Source organism: Paenibacillus validus NBRC 15382, from assembly GCF_004000985.1.
Classification (GTDB): domain Bacteria; phylum Bacillota; class Bacilli; order Paenibacillales; family NBRC-103111; genus Paenibacillus_G; species Paenibacillus_G validus.
Map to the genome: position 1 here is coordinate 19574 of NZ_BIMH01000036.1, position 16494 is coordinate 36067.

The 16494-nt window shown below is 56.3% G+C and carries 9 protein-coding genes; all 9 read right to left on the bottom strand.

Annotated elements, in window-relative coordinates:
* Positions 1-275: 275 nt before the first annotated feature.
* Complete coding sequence (locus PVA01S_RS19520; protein ID WP_164751909.1) at positions 276-2168, bottom strand: substrate-binding domain-containing protein; 1893 nt, start codon at positions 2166-2168, stop codon at positions 276-278.
* A complete protein-coding gene (locus PVA01S_RS19525; protein WP_127608968.1) occupies positions 2165-3370 on the bottom strand; it encodes a response regulator in 1206 nt (401 codons plus the stop codon). The genes PVA01S_RS19520 and PVA01S_RS19525 overlap by 4 nt, the downstream gene beginning before the upstream one ends.
* 36 nt (positions 3371-3406) lie before the next feature.
* Entirely contained in the window at positions 3407-5173 is a 1767-nt protein-coding gene (locus PVA01S_RS19530) for a sensor histidine kinase (protein ID WP_196426826.1), read from the bottom strand.
* Positions 5174-5292: 119 nt separating this feature from the next.
* On the bottom strand, positions 5293-6357 hold the full coding sequence (locus PVA01S_RS19535; RefSeq protein WP_244932996.1) for an ABC transporter substrate-binding protein: 1065 nt from the start codon (positions 6355-6357) through the stop codon (positions 5293-5295).
* 123 nt (positions 6358-6480) lie between these two features.
* The gene (yjfF, locus tag PVA01S_RS19540) at positions 6481-7542 is read right to left on the bottom strand and encodes a galactofuranose ABC transporter, permease protein YjfF (RefSeq protein ID WP_127608969.1); all 1062 of its coding nucleotides are present in this window, start codon (positions 7540-7542) and stop codon (positions 6481-6483) included.
* On the bottom strand, positions 7539-8552 hold the full coding sequence (locus tag PVA01S_RS19545) for an ABC transporter permease (RefSeq protein WP_127608970.1): 1014 nt from the start codon (positions 8550-8552) through the stop codon (positions 7539-7541). Before PVA01S_RS19545 ends, yjfF begins: the two co-directional genes overlap by 4 nt.
* Positions 8524-10056, bottom strand: a complete 1533-nt coding sequence (locus tag PVA01S_RS19550) for a sugar ABC transporter ATP-binding protein (protein WP_127608971.1) — start codon at positions 10054-10056, stop codon at positions 8524-8526. The genes PVA01S_RS19545 and PVA01S_RS19550 overlap by 29 nt, the downstream gene beginning before the upstream one ends.
* A gap of 234 nt (positions 10057-10290) precedes the next feature.
* Complete coding sequence (locus PVA01S_RS19555; RefSeq protein WP_164751910.1) at positions 10291-14550, bottom strand: PA14 domain-containing protein; 4260 nt, start codon at positions 14548-14550, stop codon at positions 10291-10293.
* A 234-nt stretch (positions 14551-14784) separates the two neighbouring features.
* Positions 14785-16482 (bottom strand): S-layer homology domain-containing protein, encoded by a 1698-nt coding sequence (locus tag PVA01S_RS19560; RefSeq protein ID WP_127608973.1) that lies wholly within the window; start codon positions 16480-16482, stop codon positions 14785-14787.
* Positions 16483-16494 lie beyond the last annotated feature (12 nt).

Genomic DNA, 16494 nt, shown 5'->3' on the forward strand with positions numbered 1-16494 from the left:
TTTCTCCTTTCACCATTGGACCGGTTTTTGATTTGACTTTCTATCCTTCCGGGTGACCTGCTAAAAAACGATCGAAAGACGACTGTCAACAGTATGAATAAAGATTGGAGTATAGGAAATAATCGCAAGTAATTGAAAGCGTATACATTTTAAAGAATATCGGTACACCTAAGCTTTGGGGATACGATCTTACTCCACATCGCAGTTGCAACGAACGGACTTAAGCTTCCTGAGCAAGCGCAGGACAAGCAGCAGAAGGATGGCCGGGAAGCCTATTAATACTCCCGGCTCTGCAGCTCGCGCTTGGCCGAATCCTGGGTGAATACGCCCTCCGACGTGATGATTTTCATCGGCAGCTCCTTGCCCTCCTTATGATCCTTGACGGCTTTCATCAGCTGCGGGCCGAGCAGGGGGTTGCATTCTACGACGAAGTTCAGCTTTCCCGTAGCAAGCGCCTTGAGCGCCGTCTTGGTCGCATCGATCGATATGATCACGATGTCCTTGCCCGGCTGTAAGCCGAATCTCTCAATGGCCTGCATCGCACCAAGCGCCATATCGTCGTTATGGGCATACACAACCTGAATATCGCCGCCCCGCCGCTGCAGCGCCTCCGACATTAACGCTCGGCCCGACTCCAGCGTGAAATCACCCTTCAGCGATTCGATCAGCTGAAAGTTAAAGTCATTGCCGATAACCTCCTCGAAGCCTTGCTTGCGTCCTGCCGCGGGGTCGGAGCCCTCCGTCCCCTGCAGCTCGACGATCTGAACCTTTCGTCCCCGGCTTCCAAGCTCTTGCAAGAGCCATCGTGCCGCACGCCGGCCTTCCTCCACGAAATCCGAGCCGATGTAGGACGTCCATAAGGAATCGTCCTCTGTCTTGACTTCACGGTCCGACAAGATGACCGGGATGCCGGCCTGCTTCGCTTCTTGCAGCACCTGGTCCCAGCCCGTCTTCACGACCGGTGAGAACACGATGATATCGACGCGGGCCTGAATGAACTTACGGATCGCTTCCACCTGCTTCGCCTGACTCTGGTCGGCGTTCTCGTACAGCAGCTCGAACCCTTCCTCCTTCGCCGCGGCCATTACCGAATTCGTATGCGCGAGCCGCCAGCCGCTTTCCGTTCCGACCTGTGCAAAGCCGATCTTGAGCTGATGCCTCTCCTCCGTAAATGGCGAGGAAATCGCCGGATACGAGGCCAAGCGCTGCTCGAAGGCTGCGGCATTATCCGGGGTGATGCGATAGCTGCGTAAAATCACCTTCTTCGGAATACCCTTTTCCTTATTCAAAATATCGAGGGCATACCGGATCGCTTCGCCGCCCCCGGTCGGACTGGTGAACGTGCCGGACAAAATGCCGTTCTTGACAAGCGGCAATCCGCCGTTCTCGCTATTGACCCCGTCGACGCCGATAATTTTCACATCCTGCAGACCGCTCCGCTGCAGCGCCCGCGAAGCCCCAAGCGCCATGGCGTCGTTCTGCGCGAAAACAAGGTCGATGCGCGGACTGCGCATCAATACGGCTGACATTTCGTCCTCGGCACGGTCCCGCTGCCAGTCCGCGTACACCGTATGCAGCAAGCGAAGGTTATCCTGTCCGGCGAGCGCTTCACGGAAGCCCAAGCTGCGTTCTTCCACCGTGGGTGACCCTTGTACGCCTTGGATTTCTACAATGCTGCCGCCGCTCGGTCCGAGCAGCTGCTTCACGTATTCGCCCGCTTTGCTGCCGATCAAGCGGTTGTCGGTCCCGATGTATAGCGTATAATCGTAGCCGGTCACACCCCGCCCCAGCACAATGACTGGAATTTTGGCGTACACCTCCGCAATGGTCGGGGTCAGCAGAATCGGATCGTCCAAGGAAATGATCAGCAGATCGATCCCGTAGCCCATGAGCTTGTGCACATCGTCCGTTTGCTGCTTGCTGTCATTCGCGGCATCCGTGAAAATGACGCGCAGGTCGCTATGCCGGGCGACCTCACGCTTGATCTCCTCGTTCATGACGATCCGCCACGGCTCGATCAGATTCGGCTGCGAGACACCGACCAAGTATTGAACCTGATCCTTCGGCACCTTCTGCCCGCTCGTGCCGCGTATGGACGATATGAAGCTGACCATGAGTATAAATAAGGTGAAAACGATGAGCGCCAGTTTGGCCCTGCCGCTAGTCATGTACGACACCCTTTACGATAAGACATCGGCGATACGCCCGTTATTTTTTTGAACGCGTTGCTGAAGTAATGCTGGCTGTTGTAGCCAACCTTCTCCGCGATTTCGTACACTTTATAATTGGGATCGTTCATATACAGCATCGCCTTGCGAATACGAATCTCGGTTATATAATCAATAAATGAAAGGCCAACCTCTTTCTTAAGCAGCTTGCTCAAATACGTCGGACTGACGCGTACATGGTCGGCTACGTCCTGCAGCGTTAAATTCGGCTCGGCAAACGACTGATCGACGTATTTGCGGGCGAGCATGACGATCGGGGAAAAGTTGACCTTCATCCCGACCTCCCGCACCAGATCATGATAGATACGCTCCGCCGCCAAAACATCCGGCTCCAGCAGCCGGTCCGCGGCGACCACGATTTTCGATAGGATTTCCTCGATCTTACTTTGAATCGAACCGCATACCAGCATCCAATCATGATCCCGTTCGAGGGATGAGAGCACGACGACATGGCCCCTATCATCGGAGAAAACGATATGCTCGCCTAGCGCGGCGACAACCTCCTCGATAATGTTTTTCACGGCGAATTCGAGCAGATCCTTGTTCCAATCGCGTTTCACCGCGCCCACGTTCGTGCTCTGCAGCACTTTAAATACGGCCATGCGGTTCGCTCCGACCGGCAGCTTCAAATGCGCCATTGTACTTTGAATCTCAACCGGAGACAGCACGCCGGCCATCCACTTGCGCAGGAAGGTGTCGCGGATCAGATTGGAATTGCTTTGCAGCTGATGGTTCGCCCAATGGAACCGCTCGCTTTTCGTTTTGTTCTGATCGAGAACCCGCAGCGCCTTCTCCACAACTTCCCGCAGCGCCGCTTTCTCGACCGGCTTCAGGATGTAATCGAACACCTTCAGCTTAACGGCTTGCTGCGCGTATTTGAATTCGTCGTGTCCGGTAATCACGATCACGAGCGCCCCCTCGGAATCGAAGCGAAGCTGCTCGATAAAGGAGAGCCCATCCATAAACGGCATGCAGATATCGACAAATATAAGGTCGGGCTTCAAGGCTTGAGCCTTTTCCAAAGCATCGAGTCCGTCCTCCGCTTCCCCCGTCACTTCAATGCCAAGCTCCTCCCAAGGGAGCACCTGTCTGAGCCCTCTGCGAATTTTCGGCTCGTCATCCGCGATCATCAGCTTCCACATCAATAGGATCCCCCTCTTGCCTTTCAGCACGAATAGTTAAGCTTTCACGAACGGCAAATAGACATCGATGCACGTTCCCTTGCCATATTCGCTCTCCACCTGCACCCCGTAGGACGACCCATACGTAAGCCGAATTCGCTCATGAACGTTGAAAAGGCCGTACCCGCTCTTAAATTCCGGGTTTTCAGAGCCCTGAAGCCCCATTCGAACATACTCGATTTGCTCCGGCTTCATCCCGAGTCCGTCATCTTCAACGCGAAGCCGGATTTTATGCTGCTCCTTGACCGCTTCGATTCGAATCCGGCCGCTGCCCCGTTTCGTCTTGATGCCATGGTAGATCGCATTCTCAACCAGAGGCTGAAGGATCAGCTTCAGCACGCTGCAGCCCTCCAGCTCCTCGGCCACGCGAATCTCGTAGTTCAGCTTTCCTTCGTAACGCGCCATTTGAATGATCAGATAGCTCTCCACGTGCTTGAGCTCTTCGGACAACCGGATGATCTCATGCCCCTTGCTCAGCCCGATGCGGAACAAATTCGTCAGCGCACCGATGATCTCCACAATGTCGTCGGCCTTCCGGTCCTGCGCCATCCATTGAATCGTATCCAACGTGTTGTACAGAAAATGCGGCTTGATTTGCGCCTGCAAAATTTTAAGCTCGGCCTCCCGCTTCTCCTTCTGCTCCGTGTATACCATATGAATCAGGCGCTCAATTTCCTGCACCATCTTGTTGAAGCTGTGCCCGAGCTGCCCGATTTCATCGTTGGACCGGCTGCGGAAACGCAGATTCAATTCCCCCTCCTCCACCTTGCGCATCAAGCTTCGCAGCTTGCGTACCGGACTGATGATCGAGTTCGTGAAAAACCAAGAGGCGGCGAACGCCAACACCAGCGTCACCAGTACGACAAGCACCGTGTAAAACTGCAGTCGCGTAATGACGCTGCGCGACTCGTCGAGCGGGAATACACCCACGATTTTCCAGCCGATGTTCTGGAAGGGCGTATGCATGATCTGATAAGAACGCCCGTTGATCGTCTTAATCAGATCATTGGAAGCGCTTACCATCCATTCCGCCTTAATTCGGTAAACGACAGGATTGACCGATGAATACACAATCCCTCCTTGGCGGTCCGTCATATATATAAATCCGCTTTTGCCCAAAGAAACCGATTCAATGGTTTGTTGGATAATATTCAACTTCATGTCGATCAGCACGACCCCGAGCATGTTTCCCGTGAGCGGGTCTTTAATCGCTTTCACGAACGACAGCACTTGGTCGGCACTGTAGTTATGGTCCGCCTTGATATTCCGACCGATCGGCTTGCTGATCATATGCAGCTCGTCCGGCCGTTCCGCGGCTTCCCGATACCAAGCTTCGGATGTAAGCCGGTCCCGGGATATCGTTCCCAACCGGTTGCTGATCCACCCGCCCGCGCGGTTGACCAAGAGGATGCCGGCAATTTCCCCGTGGCGCTCCTCATATCGCCGCATCACTTCCCGAAGCGCCCATTCGTCACCCGTTTGTCCGGCGTAAAAGGACCTCACCTCACGGTCCTGGGCGATGTACTCGATGATGTTCTCCATTTCCGTGAAGTAAAAGCTGATGTTGTTCTTGACCTGACCCATCATCTGACTCGTATGCTCGTTCGTGCTTTCCTCGATGGAACGCTGATACATGGTGCTGCCGACCGCGCTTAAGGTCACGATAGAGATCAGAATAATAAGCACGAAATACAAAAGCAGCTTGAAGCGAATGCTGTTACGATACAAATGTTTGACGTTCATACCCTTGGTCGACGCGAACACGCACTCACCCGATTTCGTTTTACTCTATTATAACGCAGGCGAACGCTCCTGTTAATATCTGGAATAGCAAAATTGCAAAGGAGCCGGAGCCCCTTTGCAACCTGACCTGAAGCAGCTGCTTAGTATTTGCGGGTTGGAAGCGCGTCGATCGCTTTCTGGCCAAAGAAGACGCCTTCCTCCGATTTGATCCATTTCGGCGGCTGTGTGCCGGCCTTCAGATCGAGAATCGCTTTTTTCAACTGCGGCCCAAGCAGCGGGTTACATTCGACGGTGACGTTCAGCTTGCCTTCTTTGATCGCTTCGAAGGCCGCCTTGACGCCGTCGACGGACACGATGAAGATGTCTTTGCCTGGCTTCAAGCCGTATTCTTCAATCGCTTGGATGGCGCCGAGCGCCATATCGTCGTTGTGCGCATAAACGGCATGAATATTTTTGCCGTCGGATTTCAGGAACGCTTCCATCACCTCTTTGCCTTTGGCTCTTGTGAAATCGCCGGTTTGCGACTTGATGATTTTATAGTTCGGATTCGATTTAATGCCTTCCTCGAAGCCCTTCTTGCGGTCGTTCGCCGCACTAGCCCCCACCGTGCCCTGCAGCTCGACGATGTTTACCTTTTTGTCCGCACCCAGCTGCTCTATCATCGTCTTGGCCGCATTCTGGCCCTCCAGAATAAAGTCGGAGCCGATAAATGCCGTGTACAGGGACTCATCGTTCACCTTAACCGTGCGGTCCAGCAGGAATACCGGAATTTTGGCCGCCTTCGCTTCCTCCAGCACCGGCTCCCAGCCCGATTCGACGACCGGCGCCAGCGCGATGACATCGACCTTCTGGGCGATAAAGGAACGGATCGCCTTAATTTGGTTTTCCTGCTTCTGCTGCGCATCGGAGAACTTCAGCTCGAACTGCGCGTCGTTGCCGAACGTTTCTTTAATCGACTGCGTTTCCGCATCCCGCCAGCCGCTCTCCGCCCCGATCTGGGAGAAGCCGAGCACAATCTTCTTATCGGCCTTCGTTTCCGGCGCGGGCGCAGGCGCAGGAGCGGGCGCAGGCGCCGCTTTCGATTCCCCGCCGGACGATGAGCCACCTGTCGCCGAACCTCCCGAGCTCCCGCACGCCGTTAGCAGCATACCTGCCAGCGTCAGCGCCGTAACCAGTTGAAACGGTCTTTTCATCTTGAACAACATACTTGTGTTCCTCCCTTTGGTTGATCATGTTTACACCTTCACTATAAGATGTTTGGTAAGCGCTTGTATTTAGAATATAGCGTTATAATTTGCTAATTTCGGCACATTATAGTTATCGTCTGCTTAATGCGCAGCCCCTCCCGGCGACTCCACAGATGACCCGGCCGACTGCTTCGCATCGGCTCCCGGCCCAGGGGAAGTGTGCGTAATCGTCTTCCTGCGCTCGCGTCGAAGCAAGATCAAACGCTGGAGCAGGATAAACAAGAATAGCAGAAAGCCTACGGCGATTTTCGTCCACCAGGAGCTCAGCGTGCCTTGATACATGACGATCGTTTGAATGATGCCCGAGCACAAAACGCCGAGCACCGGTCCGATCAAATAGCCGAAGCCGCCGGTTAACAGAATGCCGCCGATGACGCATGCGGCGATCGCGTCCATCTCCATGCCCATCAAGTGCAGCGTATACCCCGACAGCATGTAGAACGTGAATACGATCCCCCCCAGAGCCGAACAGAAGCCGCTGAACGTGTACACCAGCACCGTGATGCGCGCGACCGGCAAGCCCATCAGCACAGCGGACTTCTCGTTGCCTCCGATCGCATACACCCCCCGGCCGAATTCGGTGTATTTGGACATGTATACCGCTATCACGACCATCGCAAGGGCAATCACTACGCTGACCGATATCGTATTGTCGCCGAAGACCGGAATTTTAAACCTGGAGATGGCTTTGTAGGTCGCATCGTTGATGACAAGGCTTTCCGTGCTGATCAAATAGCTGATACCGCGGGCCAGGAACATACCGGCGAGCGTCACGATCCATGGATGCAGCTGAAAGCGGTGGATGATATAGCCTTGCCCCGCACCGAAGAACGTTCCTAGCAGCAGCGATAGCGCCATGACCAAGTAGGCGTTCATGCCTTCCTGCAGCAGCGACGCGGACAATACGCTGACCAGCGCGACGACGGAGGCGACGGATAAATCGATGCCTCCCGCAATAATGACGAAGGCAAGTCCCGTGGCTACGATAATCAGATAGGCGTTGTCGATGAATAAATTGAAGAACACCTGCCAGGAGAAAAATCCGGTATACAAGAACGAGCCCGCTGCATAAAGCAGTGTAATGAGCAGCGTAGTCGTCAAAATGATGATATTGTTCTGATTGATCCTCACTTTGAGCTTCATGATTCGGCCACCGCCTGCTTCGTGCGGCTTTGGAACAGCTCGCGGAAGCGCTCCGACTGCAGCAGGCTGACGACGATGACGACGAACGCCTTCACGACGAGAATACGCTCAGGCGGAATCCCCATCGAGTAAATCGTCGTGCTTAAAGACTGGATGAACAGCGCCCCGACGACGGTGCCCGCCAAGTAAAATCGTCCTCCGCGCATCGAGGTTCCGCCGATCACGACAGCCAGAATCGCGTCCAGCTCAATCCACAGCCCCGCGTTGTTGGCGTCCGCGCTGCTGATATTGGAGCTGACCAGCAGCCCCGCGATGGCGGCGCATAAGCCGCATACCGCATAGACGAACAAGTAAATTTTGCGCGGCTCCACGCCCGCGTACTCACTGGATATTTTGTTCGTGCCCGTCGCTTCCAGGAACAGACCGAGGGCCGTACGTTTTTTCAACACATAAACAAGGCCGAACACGGCTGCGGCTACATAAACAGAGAACGGAAGACCGAACAGAAAGCCTTTGCCGATATACCCGTACGCCGCGTTGCTTGTGGTCAGCACCTGCCCTTCCGTGATCAGCTGGGCGATGCCCCGGCCGACCGTCATGAGAATGAGCGTGCCGACCATCGGCTGAATGCCGAACACCGACACGAGCATGCCGTTCCAAAGTCCGCACAGGATCCCGACGGCAAGCGCCGCAAGAATGGCTACCCAGAGCGGTGTCGACTCCAGCAGCGAAATGGAGACCGCCCCTGCAATCGCGAGTACGGAGCCGACCGAAATATCGATGCCCTCCTTGGCGATGACGAGCGTCATACCGATGGCGATAATCAGCGTCGGCGCCGCCCGGTTCAGGACGTCGATCAAGCTGCCGAACAGGTGACCGTCTTTTATTTCGATTTGAAAAAAGCCGGGTACAAAGATGAAATTGAACAGCAATATTGCCGTCAACGCCAGCACCGGCCAAAATATTTTCATTCGTGTGAAGTTAAGCGCCCGTTGTTTTATAAGCGACATTCGGCTCGGCTCCTTCCGCAATCATTCGCATGATGTTTGATTCGTTCATCGCATCCCCGGCTACTTCGCCAATTTGCACCCGGTCCCGCAGCACCACGATCCGGTCGCAGCATTCGATCATCTCCTGGAGCTCGGAGGAAATGATCAGGATCGACAGACCGCCGGAGGCCAGTTCAAGGATCAGCTTGCGAATCTCTCCCTTGGAGCCGACATCGATCCCGCGTGTCGGTTCGTCCAGAATAAGCAGCTTGGGCTGGGTCGCCAGCCATCTGGCCAGAATGACCTTTTGCTGGTTGCCTCCGCTTAGATTGTCGATGCGCTGTTCCATGCCAGGGGTTTTGATGCGCAGCAGATCGATAAAGTGCTGGGCGAGCTCCTGCTGCTTCTTCAGCGGGATGTGACGGAACAAGCCCAGCTTCGCCTGCAGGGCAAGCACGATATTTTCGCGGATCGTCAGCTCGCCCACAATGCCTGCCACCTTGCGATCCTCCGGACAAAACCCGAGCCCCTGGCGGATTGCCTGCTTCGGATAGATCGAACGGAACGTTTCCTCCCCGATCACCAGCACCCCGTCGTCGGCCTGATCGATGCCGAAAATCAGCTTGGCGATTTCCGTCCGGCCGGAGCCGAGAAGACCCGCCAGGCCGACAACCTCGCCCTTCTTCACCGAGAGGCTGACCGGCTGGATGGAGCCAACGCGGCTTAAGCCTTTCGTCGAGACGATCGCCTCGGAGGATAAGCTTGGGGTCATTTTCCGCTGGCGCTCCTCTTCCTTCCACTCCCGGCCGATCATTTTGGAAACGAGACTGCTCTTGGGCAGCTCTTTCGTGGGGTATTCGCCAACAAGCGCCCCGTTGCGCAGAATCGTGATGCGGTCCGTCACCTCGTACACCTGATCTAGAAAGTGCGTGACAAATACGATGCCAAGTCCATCTTCGCGAAGCTTCCGCATGACCGCGAACAGCTGCGCCACCTCTTTGTTATCCAGGCTCGAGGTCGGCTCATCCAGAATAAGCACGCCGCTCGACATATCGACGGCGCGTGCGATCGCCACCATCTGCTGAATGGCCACGGAGTATTCAGACAAGGGCTGTCTGACGTCGATGTTCAGGTTGAGCCGCTGGAGCCGGATCTCGCTCTGCTCGTTGATCCGCTTCCAGTCAATGCCCCCTCTTTTCCTCGGCACCCGCCCGATAAACAAGTTTTCCGCCACCGATAAATTGGGACACAGATTAATTTCCTGATACACCGTACTGATGCCGATGCTCTGCGCCTCCTGCGGCGACCGGACGATCACCGGCTTTCCCTCCAGCCACACCTGTCCCGCATCCATGGTATAGACGCCGGTCAGCACTTTAATCAGTGTCGATTTTCCTGCGCCGTTCTCGCCCATCAGCGCATGAATTTCACCCCGATGTAACGTAAAATTCACATCACTCAGCGCTTTAACCCCGGGAAAGGACTTGCTGACGCCTTCCATTTTCAACAATAGATTGTCACTCATTAGGTGAGCACCTTCCTTCCCATCATCGGTATTCCTGCTTGCGTTTATGGAGAGTATCAAACTCCCGGAAGCTCAGCTTAACTTTCATTTTAAGTTCAAGGCTGCCAGGTGTATTTAGACGGAAAGGTTATTTTTTACAAATTTCCGTTCTATTTCGCATACAGCGCGAACGCCAAACAGGCTTCCGCAAAGATTGCTTACGGAAGCCTGTTCGGTATAAACCTGCTTGATGGCTTATTGCAGCACGGATCTGGCCACAGTGGTCAGATCTTGAATATCGACCTTGCCGTCCTGATTCAGATCAGCTGTCGCGGACCAGCCGCTGTCCCCCTGTTGCTTGCCGTAATGGCTCGCTATGATGGCCAAATCGCCGATCGAAATGCTGCCGTTTCCGTTCAGATCGGCGTTGATTTTACGTCCTTCAAACGCCAGCATAGCCGTTGTCAGCGCGTTTAAGGCTTCCGTAATTTGCTGCTGCGTCGCCTCCGCGTCGTTCGCTACGATTGCCGCTTGCGCAATAATCACCTGCATCGCCGCCCTGGAGCCCGGCAAATAATAGCCGTGCCGCAGGTCTTCCACGGCCGCATCCACTTTGGCCTGCGCAGCTGCGATCGCTTCGTTCAAATCCGATTTATCCGGCGCTTCCGCCGTGACTTGAAGCTGATGGGTTGTGCCGGGAATCGTCGTCTCCACTCCGGTTCTGTCCGCAATCGCGATACCGCTCAGCTGAATGGAGGTGTAGGCGCTGCCCGGTGCAGCCGTCGGCTTCGCCTTAAACGAGAGCTTCAGCCAAGCGCCGTTCGCCTCCGCTCCGCCGCCAAGGCTGGCGCCGACCATGCGCACCTTACCCGGCTCCAGCTCGCGCTTCTCCAGCAGGCTGAAGCCGTCCTTTACCGATACGGCGTCCGTTAGCTCCAGCTTAGACGGGTCAAAGCCGACCGTAACATCTTGAGCATAGACGCTGCCGTACACGTTTCCAGCCACATCGCTTAAGCTGTACGTCAGGTCAAAGGACTGCCCGGACCCTACAACCGCCGGCCCCGTAAGCGAGGCCTTAGGCTGCGCTTGAACCGGAGCTCCGACCGAGAAGTAGTCGAAGTCGGCCGTCATGGAGGTGTTGTCCCCGGCCGACAGGCCGTAAAACCCGATTTGAAGATTCGTCAAATCGGCCTGCACCGGATCAGCCGCCGGCGCCCATGCCGCCCCGTCCCAGTAGTGCGTCGTGTACACGTTGCCGGTCTTTTTGATTTGCAGGTAGACGGTATCGGTACCCGGATGCTTCGCCATATTCGTCGCTTTGGTGTATACCGCATTCCGCTCGACCGCCGTTTCCAGCGATTTGCCCGTACTGCCGACAGTATCCCATACATGGCCCAGCCTCACATAGTTGTCCTCGTTCTGCCAAATGATTAAACCGGCCTGCTGATGATTTTTGGCGACAGGCGCCGTGACCTTCGTCGTTATGGCGAAATCGCCCTCCGGGGCTTTGCGCAGAAATACGTTTTTCAGCGAGTTAGAGGTTTGATGGCTATCCCCCGACAAGGTTTGCAGCCGCAAGCTGCCCGGTTTGGCCGTCAAGCTCCAGCGGGCCGCATCCTCCCGGTAAATGGACCAAGCCGGATCCAGCGTACCGGTCGCAAACGAGTCTGTAACGGCGCCCTGCGGAATCGGATCATTCACGCTTACGACGAGCTGCCATTTAGCCGCCTTCAACGCATTCATCGCATGAATCCAGTCATTGGCCGTCGAGCTGCCGTTCATGCTCACGGCCTTCGCAGCGTCAACTGTGGAACGATAGGCGGCGATTGCCTCCTGCGGATATTGGCCGGCGCCATCACCAGCCTGGAGGCGGCTTAATAGCTGCTCCGCCAGCTGGAGCTCATCGATCAGGTCCTCCCTCGTCACGCCGCCGATCAGCTCGCGGTGCGCTTTGGCGATCCGGTTGAAATCCAGCTTCTCGACCTTGCGATCATACGACAGAAGTCCGTTTATCTCGTATTCAACATCTGTGATTTGCGTATAGATAGCGGCACTTAAGCCAGGGCTTTGCTTCAGCTGCTTCAATCGGTCGATGAACTGCACATATTTGTCGGTCAGCTCCTGCTTGCTGTTCATCAGCTGGTACGAGAACACGAGCGGGCTCCACTCATGGCCCGGTACATGCAGGCCGAGTCCGCCGTACTCGCCCAGCACCGCAGCGCGCGTCTGGGTTGGAGTCGGCGAGGTCGGCGCCGGATACGCATGCGCATCGATCAAATCGCCTGCGCCGGAATCCTGCCAGCCGCTGGTATTGTTGATGAGACGCGTCGAATCGAGTCCCTTCACGTAATTGGCCGCGTCTCTTGTTTGCTGTCCGCCCCAGTCGAATTGGCCCCAGCCTTCGTTAAAGACGGTCCAAACGACAATAGACGGTGCGCTGCGGAGCTGATCGACCATCTCCTTGTACTCCTTCAGCCACTGGGTCTTGGTCGCTGGCGTAATGTCGGAACCCCGGTTGCCCTGACGGTCCTCCAGGCTTGGCATATCCTGCCAGACCAGCACACCGAGCTTATCGGCCCAGTAATACCAACGGGCGGGCTCGACCTTGATATGCTTGCGGACCATGTTCATCCCGACCCGCTTGACGGTTTGCAGATCGAACTTCAGCGCCTCATCCGTCGGTGCCGTATACAAGCCGTCCGGATAATAGCCCTGATCCAGCGGTCCCATCTGGAACACAAATTTACCGTTCAGGAGCGGACGCAGCACCCCATCCTCCATCCCGAGCTTGATTTCCCGCATGCCGAAATAGCTGGTTACCTCATCCGCGACCTGCTCCCCGTTCTTCAGGCGCACGGTCAAATCATACAGGAACGGATCGTCCGGCGACCACAGCCTTGGGTTCGGCACGGGCAGCTGCAGCGTCTCGCCTGCCGCTCCGGTCACACGGCCGACGATCTCTCCGCCAACCTTGGCGACGGCTTCGACCGTAAGACCCGGGGCCCCTTGGACGGCCGGCGTCAGCTTCAGCGCTTGGCTCTGCAAATCCGGCGTCATATCCAGCTTCTCGATATGTGCGTTTGCTACCGGCTCCAGCCAGACGGTTTGCCAAATGCCGGACACCGACGTATACCAGATGCCGCCCAGCTTTTTAACCGTTTGCTTACCGACCGCCTGATCCTCGCCCATATCGGTTTGATCCAGCACATGTACGATCAGCTCGTTCGATCCGCTCACCAATGCATCCGTAATATCGAAGCTGAACGACGTGTAGCCGCCCTTGTGACTGCCGATAAGCTTGCCGTTGACATACACCGTGGCCAAATAGTCCACCGCGCCGAAATTGAGGTTCACGCGCTGCCCGCTCCAGCTGTCCGGAACGGTAAACGACCGTTTGTACCACATCCGGTCCTCCACCCGGTTAATCCCGGACAATACCGATTCTGCTGCAAAAGGCACGAGGATTTTTTCCCCCAGCGTCCTGCCTGTCGGAACGGCATCGTCTTCCTTCGCCGCTTCGAACTCCCATTCCCCGTTCAAATTGGCCCACTGCCCGCGGACCAGCTGCGGTCGCGGATAGTCCGGCAGCACGTTCTCCGGGTTCACTTCGGCCGCCCAAGGGGTCGTAATTTGATACGTCGAGCGGTTTTTCAGCTGGACATCGAAGGCCGCGACGGCTGCGCCGTCCCGGGTGTTCAGCCCGCCCTTTCCGTCGTAGCCTGCACGTACAAGCCAGACGTCCTTCGAGTAAATCGGATAGGCAAAGCTCAGCATGATGACATGCGGTTCGCCGGGCTTAAGCGATGCCGAAGCGATCGGCCAATCGACGCCCACCACCTGAATGCGAAGATGCTCCGTCAATCCGGCCGGCAGCTCTTGGAGCGGCTCGCTCAGCACGACCTCGGCTGTAGAGCCGTCCGTTGCTACCGTCCCGCCATAATCGAAGCCGGCCGGCGGATAGAAGGCTTGGGTCGGGACGGCCTGCTTCGGCACACGGGGACTGGACCATCGCAGATGGAGGTTGGAGCCGCCGTTATTCTCGAAGTATTCGAGCTTGAATTCATGCTTCTGCCCGGCGGTTAGCGCTAGGGGAGCGCCGGTTTGCTCCTTATCCCAATCGTCGACCCAGTGATCGATCACCAGCTTGTTGTCAATCCACAACCGGAAGCCGTTATCCCCGATGATCGAAAAGGTATAGTTCTCTGTCGTTTCCGGCTGTATAAAGCCGGTCCATCGGACACTGACGCGATCGTTTCGACCCGTTAGCGCACTGAACACCCCCTCAAGGCTGCCGAAGTCGATGTTCGGGTCGATGATCGTTGATTTCAGCTCGCCGAACGTAAAGTTAGGGGCTCCGGAATTCAGGTAATATTCGGCTTTCAGACCGTGCGTTTCCTCGGGTGCAGTCACGCTCTCGGCGGCTAGCGCCCGGCCGGGCACCCGCAAACTGGTCAAAGTAAACACGAGCACCCAGACGGCAATGAAACCTACACGCAGCGTTTTTTTCCACTTCATGATTGTGAACGACCTCCGATTCATAGAAATGGTCAAGACTTTTTGATTGCGCTTACAACACGTAAAGCCTCCCTTCTTTCTGAATTGAATGCTGCCCCCCTCTTATTGTAGAAAACGGGCCGGACAAAGTATTTACAATATCCTGTTCTTTTTTTGTAATTTTATGATCTGTATAGAAACGATCCCCAACCGCTCCAAGCAATCGGGGATCTTTCCTTCTCTTTCAGGGCACAGTTACTTCTTCAGCAAATTCAGGATGGCCTGCGCCGTCTCCGCACGTACGGCATCTGCTCCAGGATCGAACTGCATCGCCCCCTTGCCCTTCATCAGACCAAGCGCAATCGCCTCGCTCACCTCCGCCTGAGCCCAGCGCGATACCTCCGAACCGTCCGTAAACGTCAGAAGCCCGCCGCCGCCGGCCCCTGTCGCCTGACCGCCGTTCTGCTTATACGCTCTAACCAGCAAGGCTGCCATCTGCTCCCGGGTTATCGGGGCATCCGGCGCAAATTCGTTCAAGGAGACGCCCTGCACGATGCCCGCCTGATAGGCGGCCGTCACGTCGCTTGCGTACCAAGCGCTTGCCGCGATATCCGTGAAAGGCGACGGCGCAGCACTTGGCGCCAGTTCCAGACTGCGGACAAGCATGGCGGCAAACTCCGCCCGGGTCGTCTTGCCGTTCGGCTTGAACTCGGTTTCCGTTACGCCGTTCACTACATGCCGGGCAGACAGCACCTTCAAGGTGCGGTAGGCCCAATGCTCAGCGGGTACGTCCGCATAGGTCTTGTCGAGTTCCAGCAGCGCATAGCGGCTTAAATGCTCCAGCGTTACCGTCATTTGTCCGGAAGCGGGTTCAAGAGTGCCGCCTACATACGCCCATGCCTTCGTCGCTTCGTTGAAATAGTACACGCCGAGAAGCGATTCGTCCACCGTCGACGCGTCGTAAGTGAACGTGAGCTGAATGCCGCCTGAGACGATTCCTGCGTCAAACGCCTGACCGTCTGCCGACCGCAGCGTGACCTGCAGGTCATACACCACGCCGGCTATCTTGATCTTGGCTCCGGCTCCCGCAGTCGGTGCAGGAGCCGCCAGCCCCGTTACCGGAACCATCTTCACCTCCACGGTCGCCCCCTTCAAATCGTTCGCTCGGGCAGCCAAGGCAGCCAGCAGCTCCGGCTTCACCTTCATAGCAAGCTGTCCCGCTTGAACCTCCAACTCATGTCCGGATACCTTGTCAAAAGGAACGATAGCCGTCGATGCGCTCTCCGGCAGCCTTACGGACGCTTTGCCGTCCTTGACCTCCACCTCCGTTAGCGCGGCGGCATTCGGCTGTTGTCCGGCATTGCCTCCGCTGCTGCCGCCGCCGGTATCGCCTCCCCCCGTTGGGTCGCCGTCGGTTTCACCGCTGCCCGAAACCGATGCGCGTACCTCAAGTTCAGGCGACGCGGTGACCGCCGGCGCCTTGGAATCGGCCGGTATCAGCTTTACGCGCCCCAGCGTCACCGTCGCCTGTCCCGCTGATTTCGCCTTAAAGATGACCGTGCCGAGCGTGGCCTGCCCGCTTTGTCCTGAAGCGTCTCCGGTTTTGGTAAAGCCGAACAAAATATCGCCTTGGGCGAGCTTCTCATCGATCAGCCTTGGCGGACTGACGTTCGGATCCGGCGTAATGCTGAACCCTCCGGTTATTCCTGTGGACATCCCGATATATTCAAGCCGGCTCGTATCGAAATGCAGCTCCAAATCATAACCGTACAAATCGACCAGCTGTTCCCCCGTTATCGTAACGCGGAGCTCCTGACCGATGTTCAGGCTTGTGCGCGAAGCCGTCAATTCATAGGCCGGGCTGCCCGCCGCCGCTCCTCCCGGCGTGATCCAAACGGCTGCGCATAGACTAAGAGCGGTCGTTACCGCTGCCCACTTTCGACGCATACTCATGAACTGCTTCAC

What these genes read in the sequence shown, in the direction of transcription:
- PVA01S_RS19520 (WP_164751909.1), bottom strand. Translation starts at nt 2,168, where the DNA reads ATGACTAGCGGCAGGGCCAAACTGGCGCTCATCGTTTTCACCTTATTT.
- PVA01S_RS19525 (WP_127608968.1), bottom strand. Translation starts at nt 3,370, where the DNA reads ATGTGGAAGCTGATGATCGCGGATGACGAGCCGAAAATTCGCAGAGGG.
- PVA01S_RS19535 (WP_244932996.1), bottom strand. Translation starts at nt 6,357, where the DNA reads ATGTTGTTCAAGATGAAAAGACCGTTTCAACTGGTTACGGCGCTGACG.
- yjfF (WP_127608969.1), bottom strand. Translation starts at nt 7,542, where the DNA reads ATGAAGCTCAAAGTGAGGATCAATCAGAACAATATCATCATTTTGACG.
- PVA01S_RS19545 (WP_127608970.1), bottom strand. Translation starts at nt 8,552, where the DNA reads ATGTCGCTTATAAAACAACGGGCGCTTAACTTCACACGAATGAAAATA.
- PVA01S_RS19550 (WP_127608971.1), bottom strand. Translation starts at nt 10,056, where the DNA reads ATGAGTGACAATCTATTGTTGAAAATGGAAGGCGTCAGCAAGTCCTTT.
- PVA01S_RS19555 (WP_164751910.1), bottom strand. Translation starts at nt 14,550, where the DNA reads ATGAAGTGGAAAAAAACGCTGCGTGTAGGTTTCATTGCCGTCTGGGTG.
- PVA01S_RS19560 (WP_127608973.1), bottom strand. Translation starts at nt 16,482, where the DNA reads ATGAGTATGCGTCGAAAGTGGGCAGCGGTAACGACCGCTCTTAGTCTA.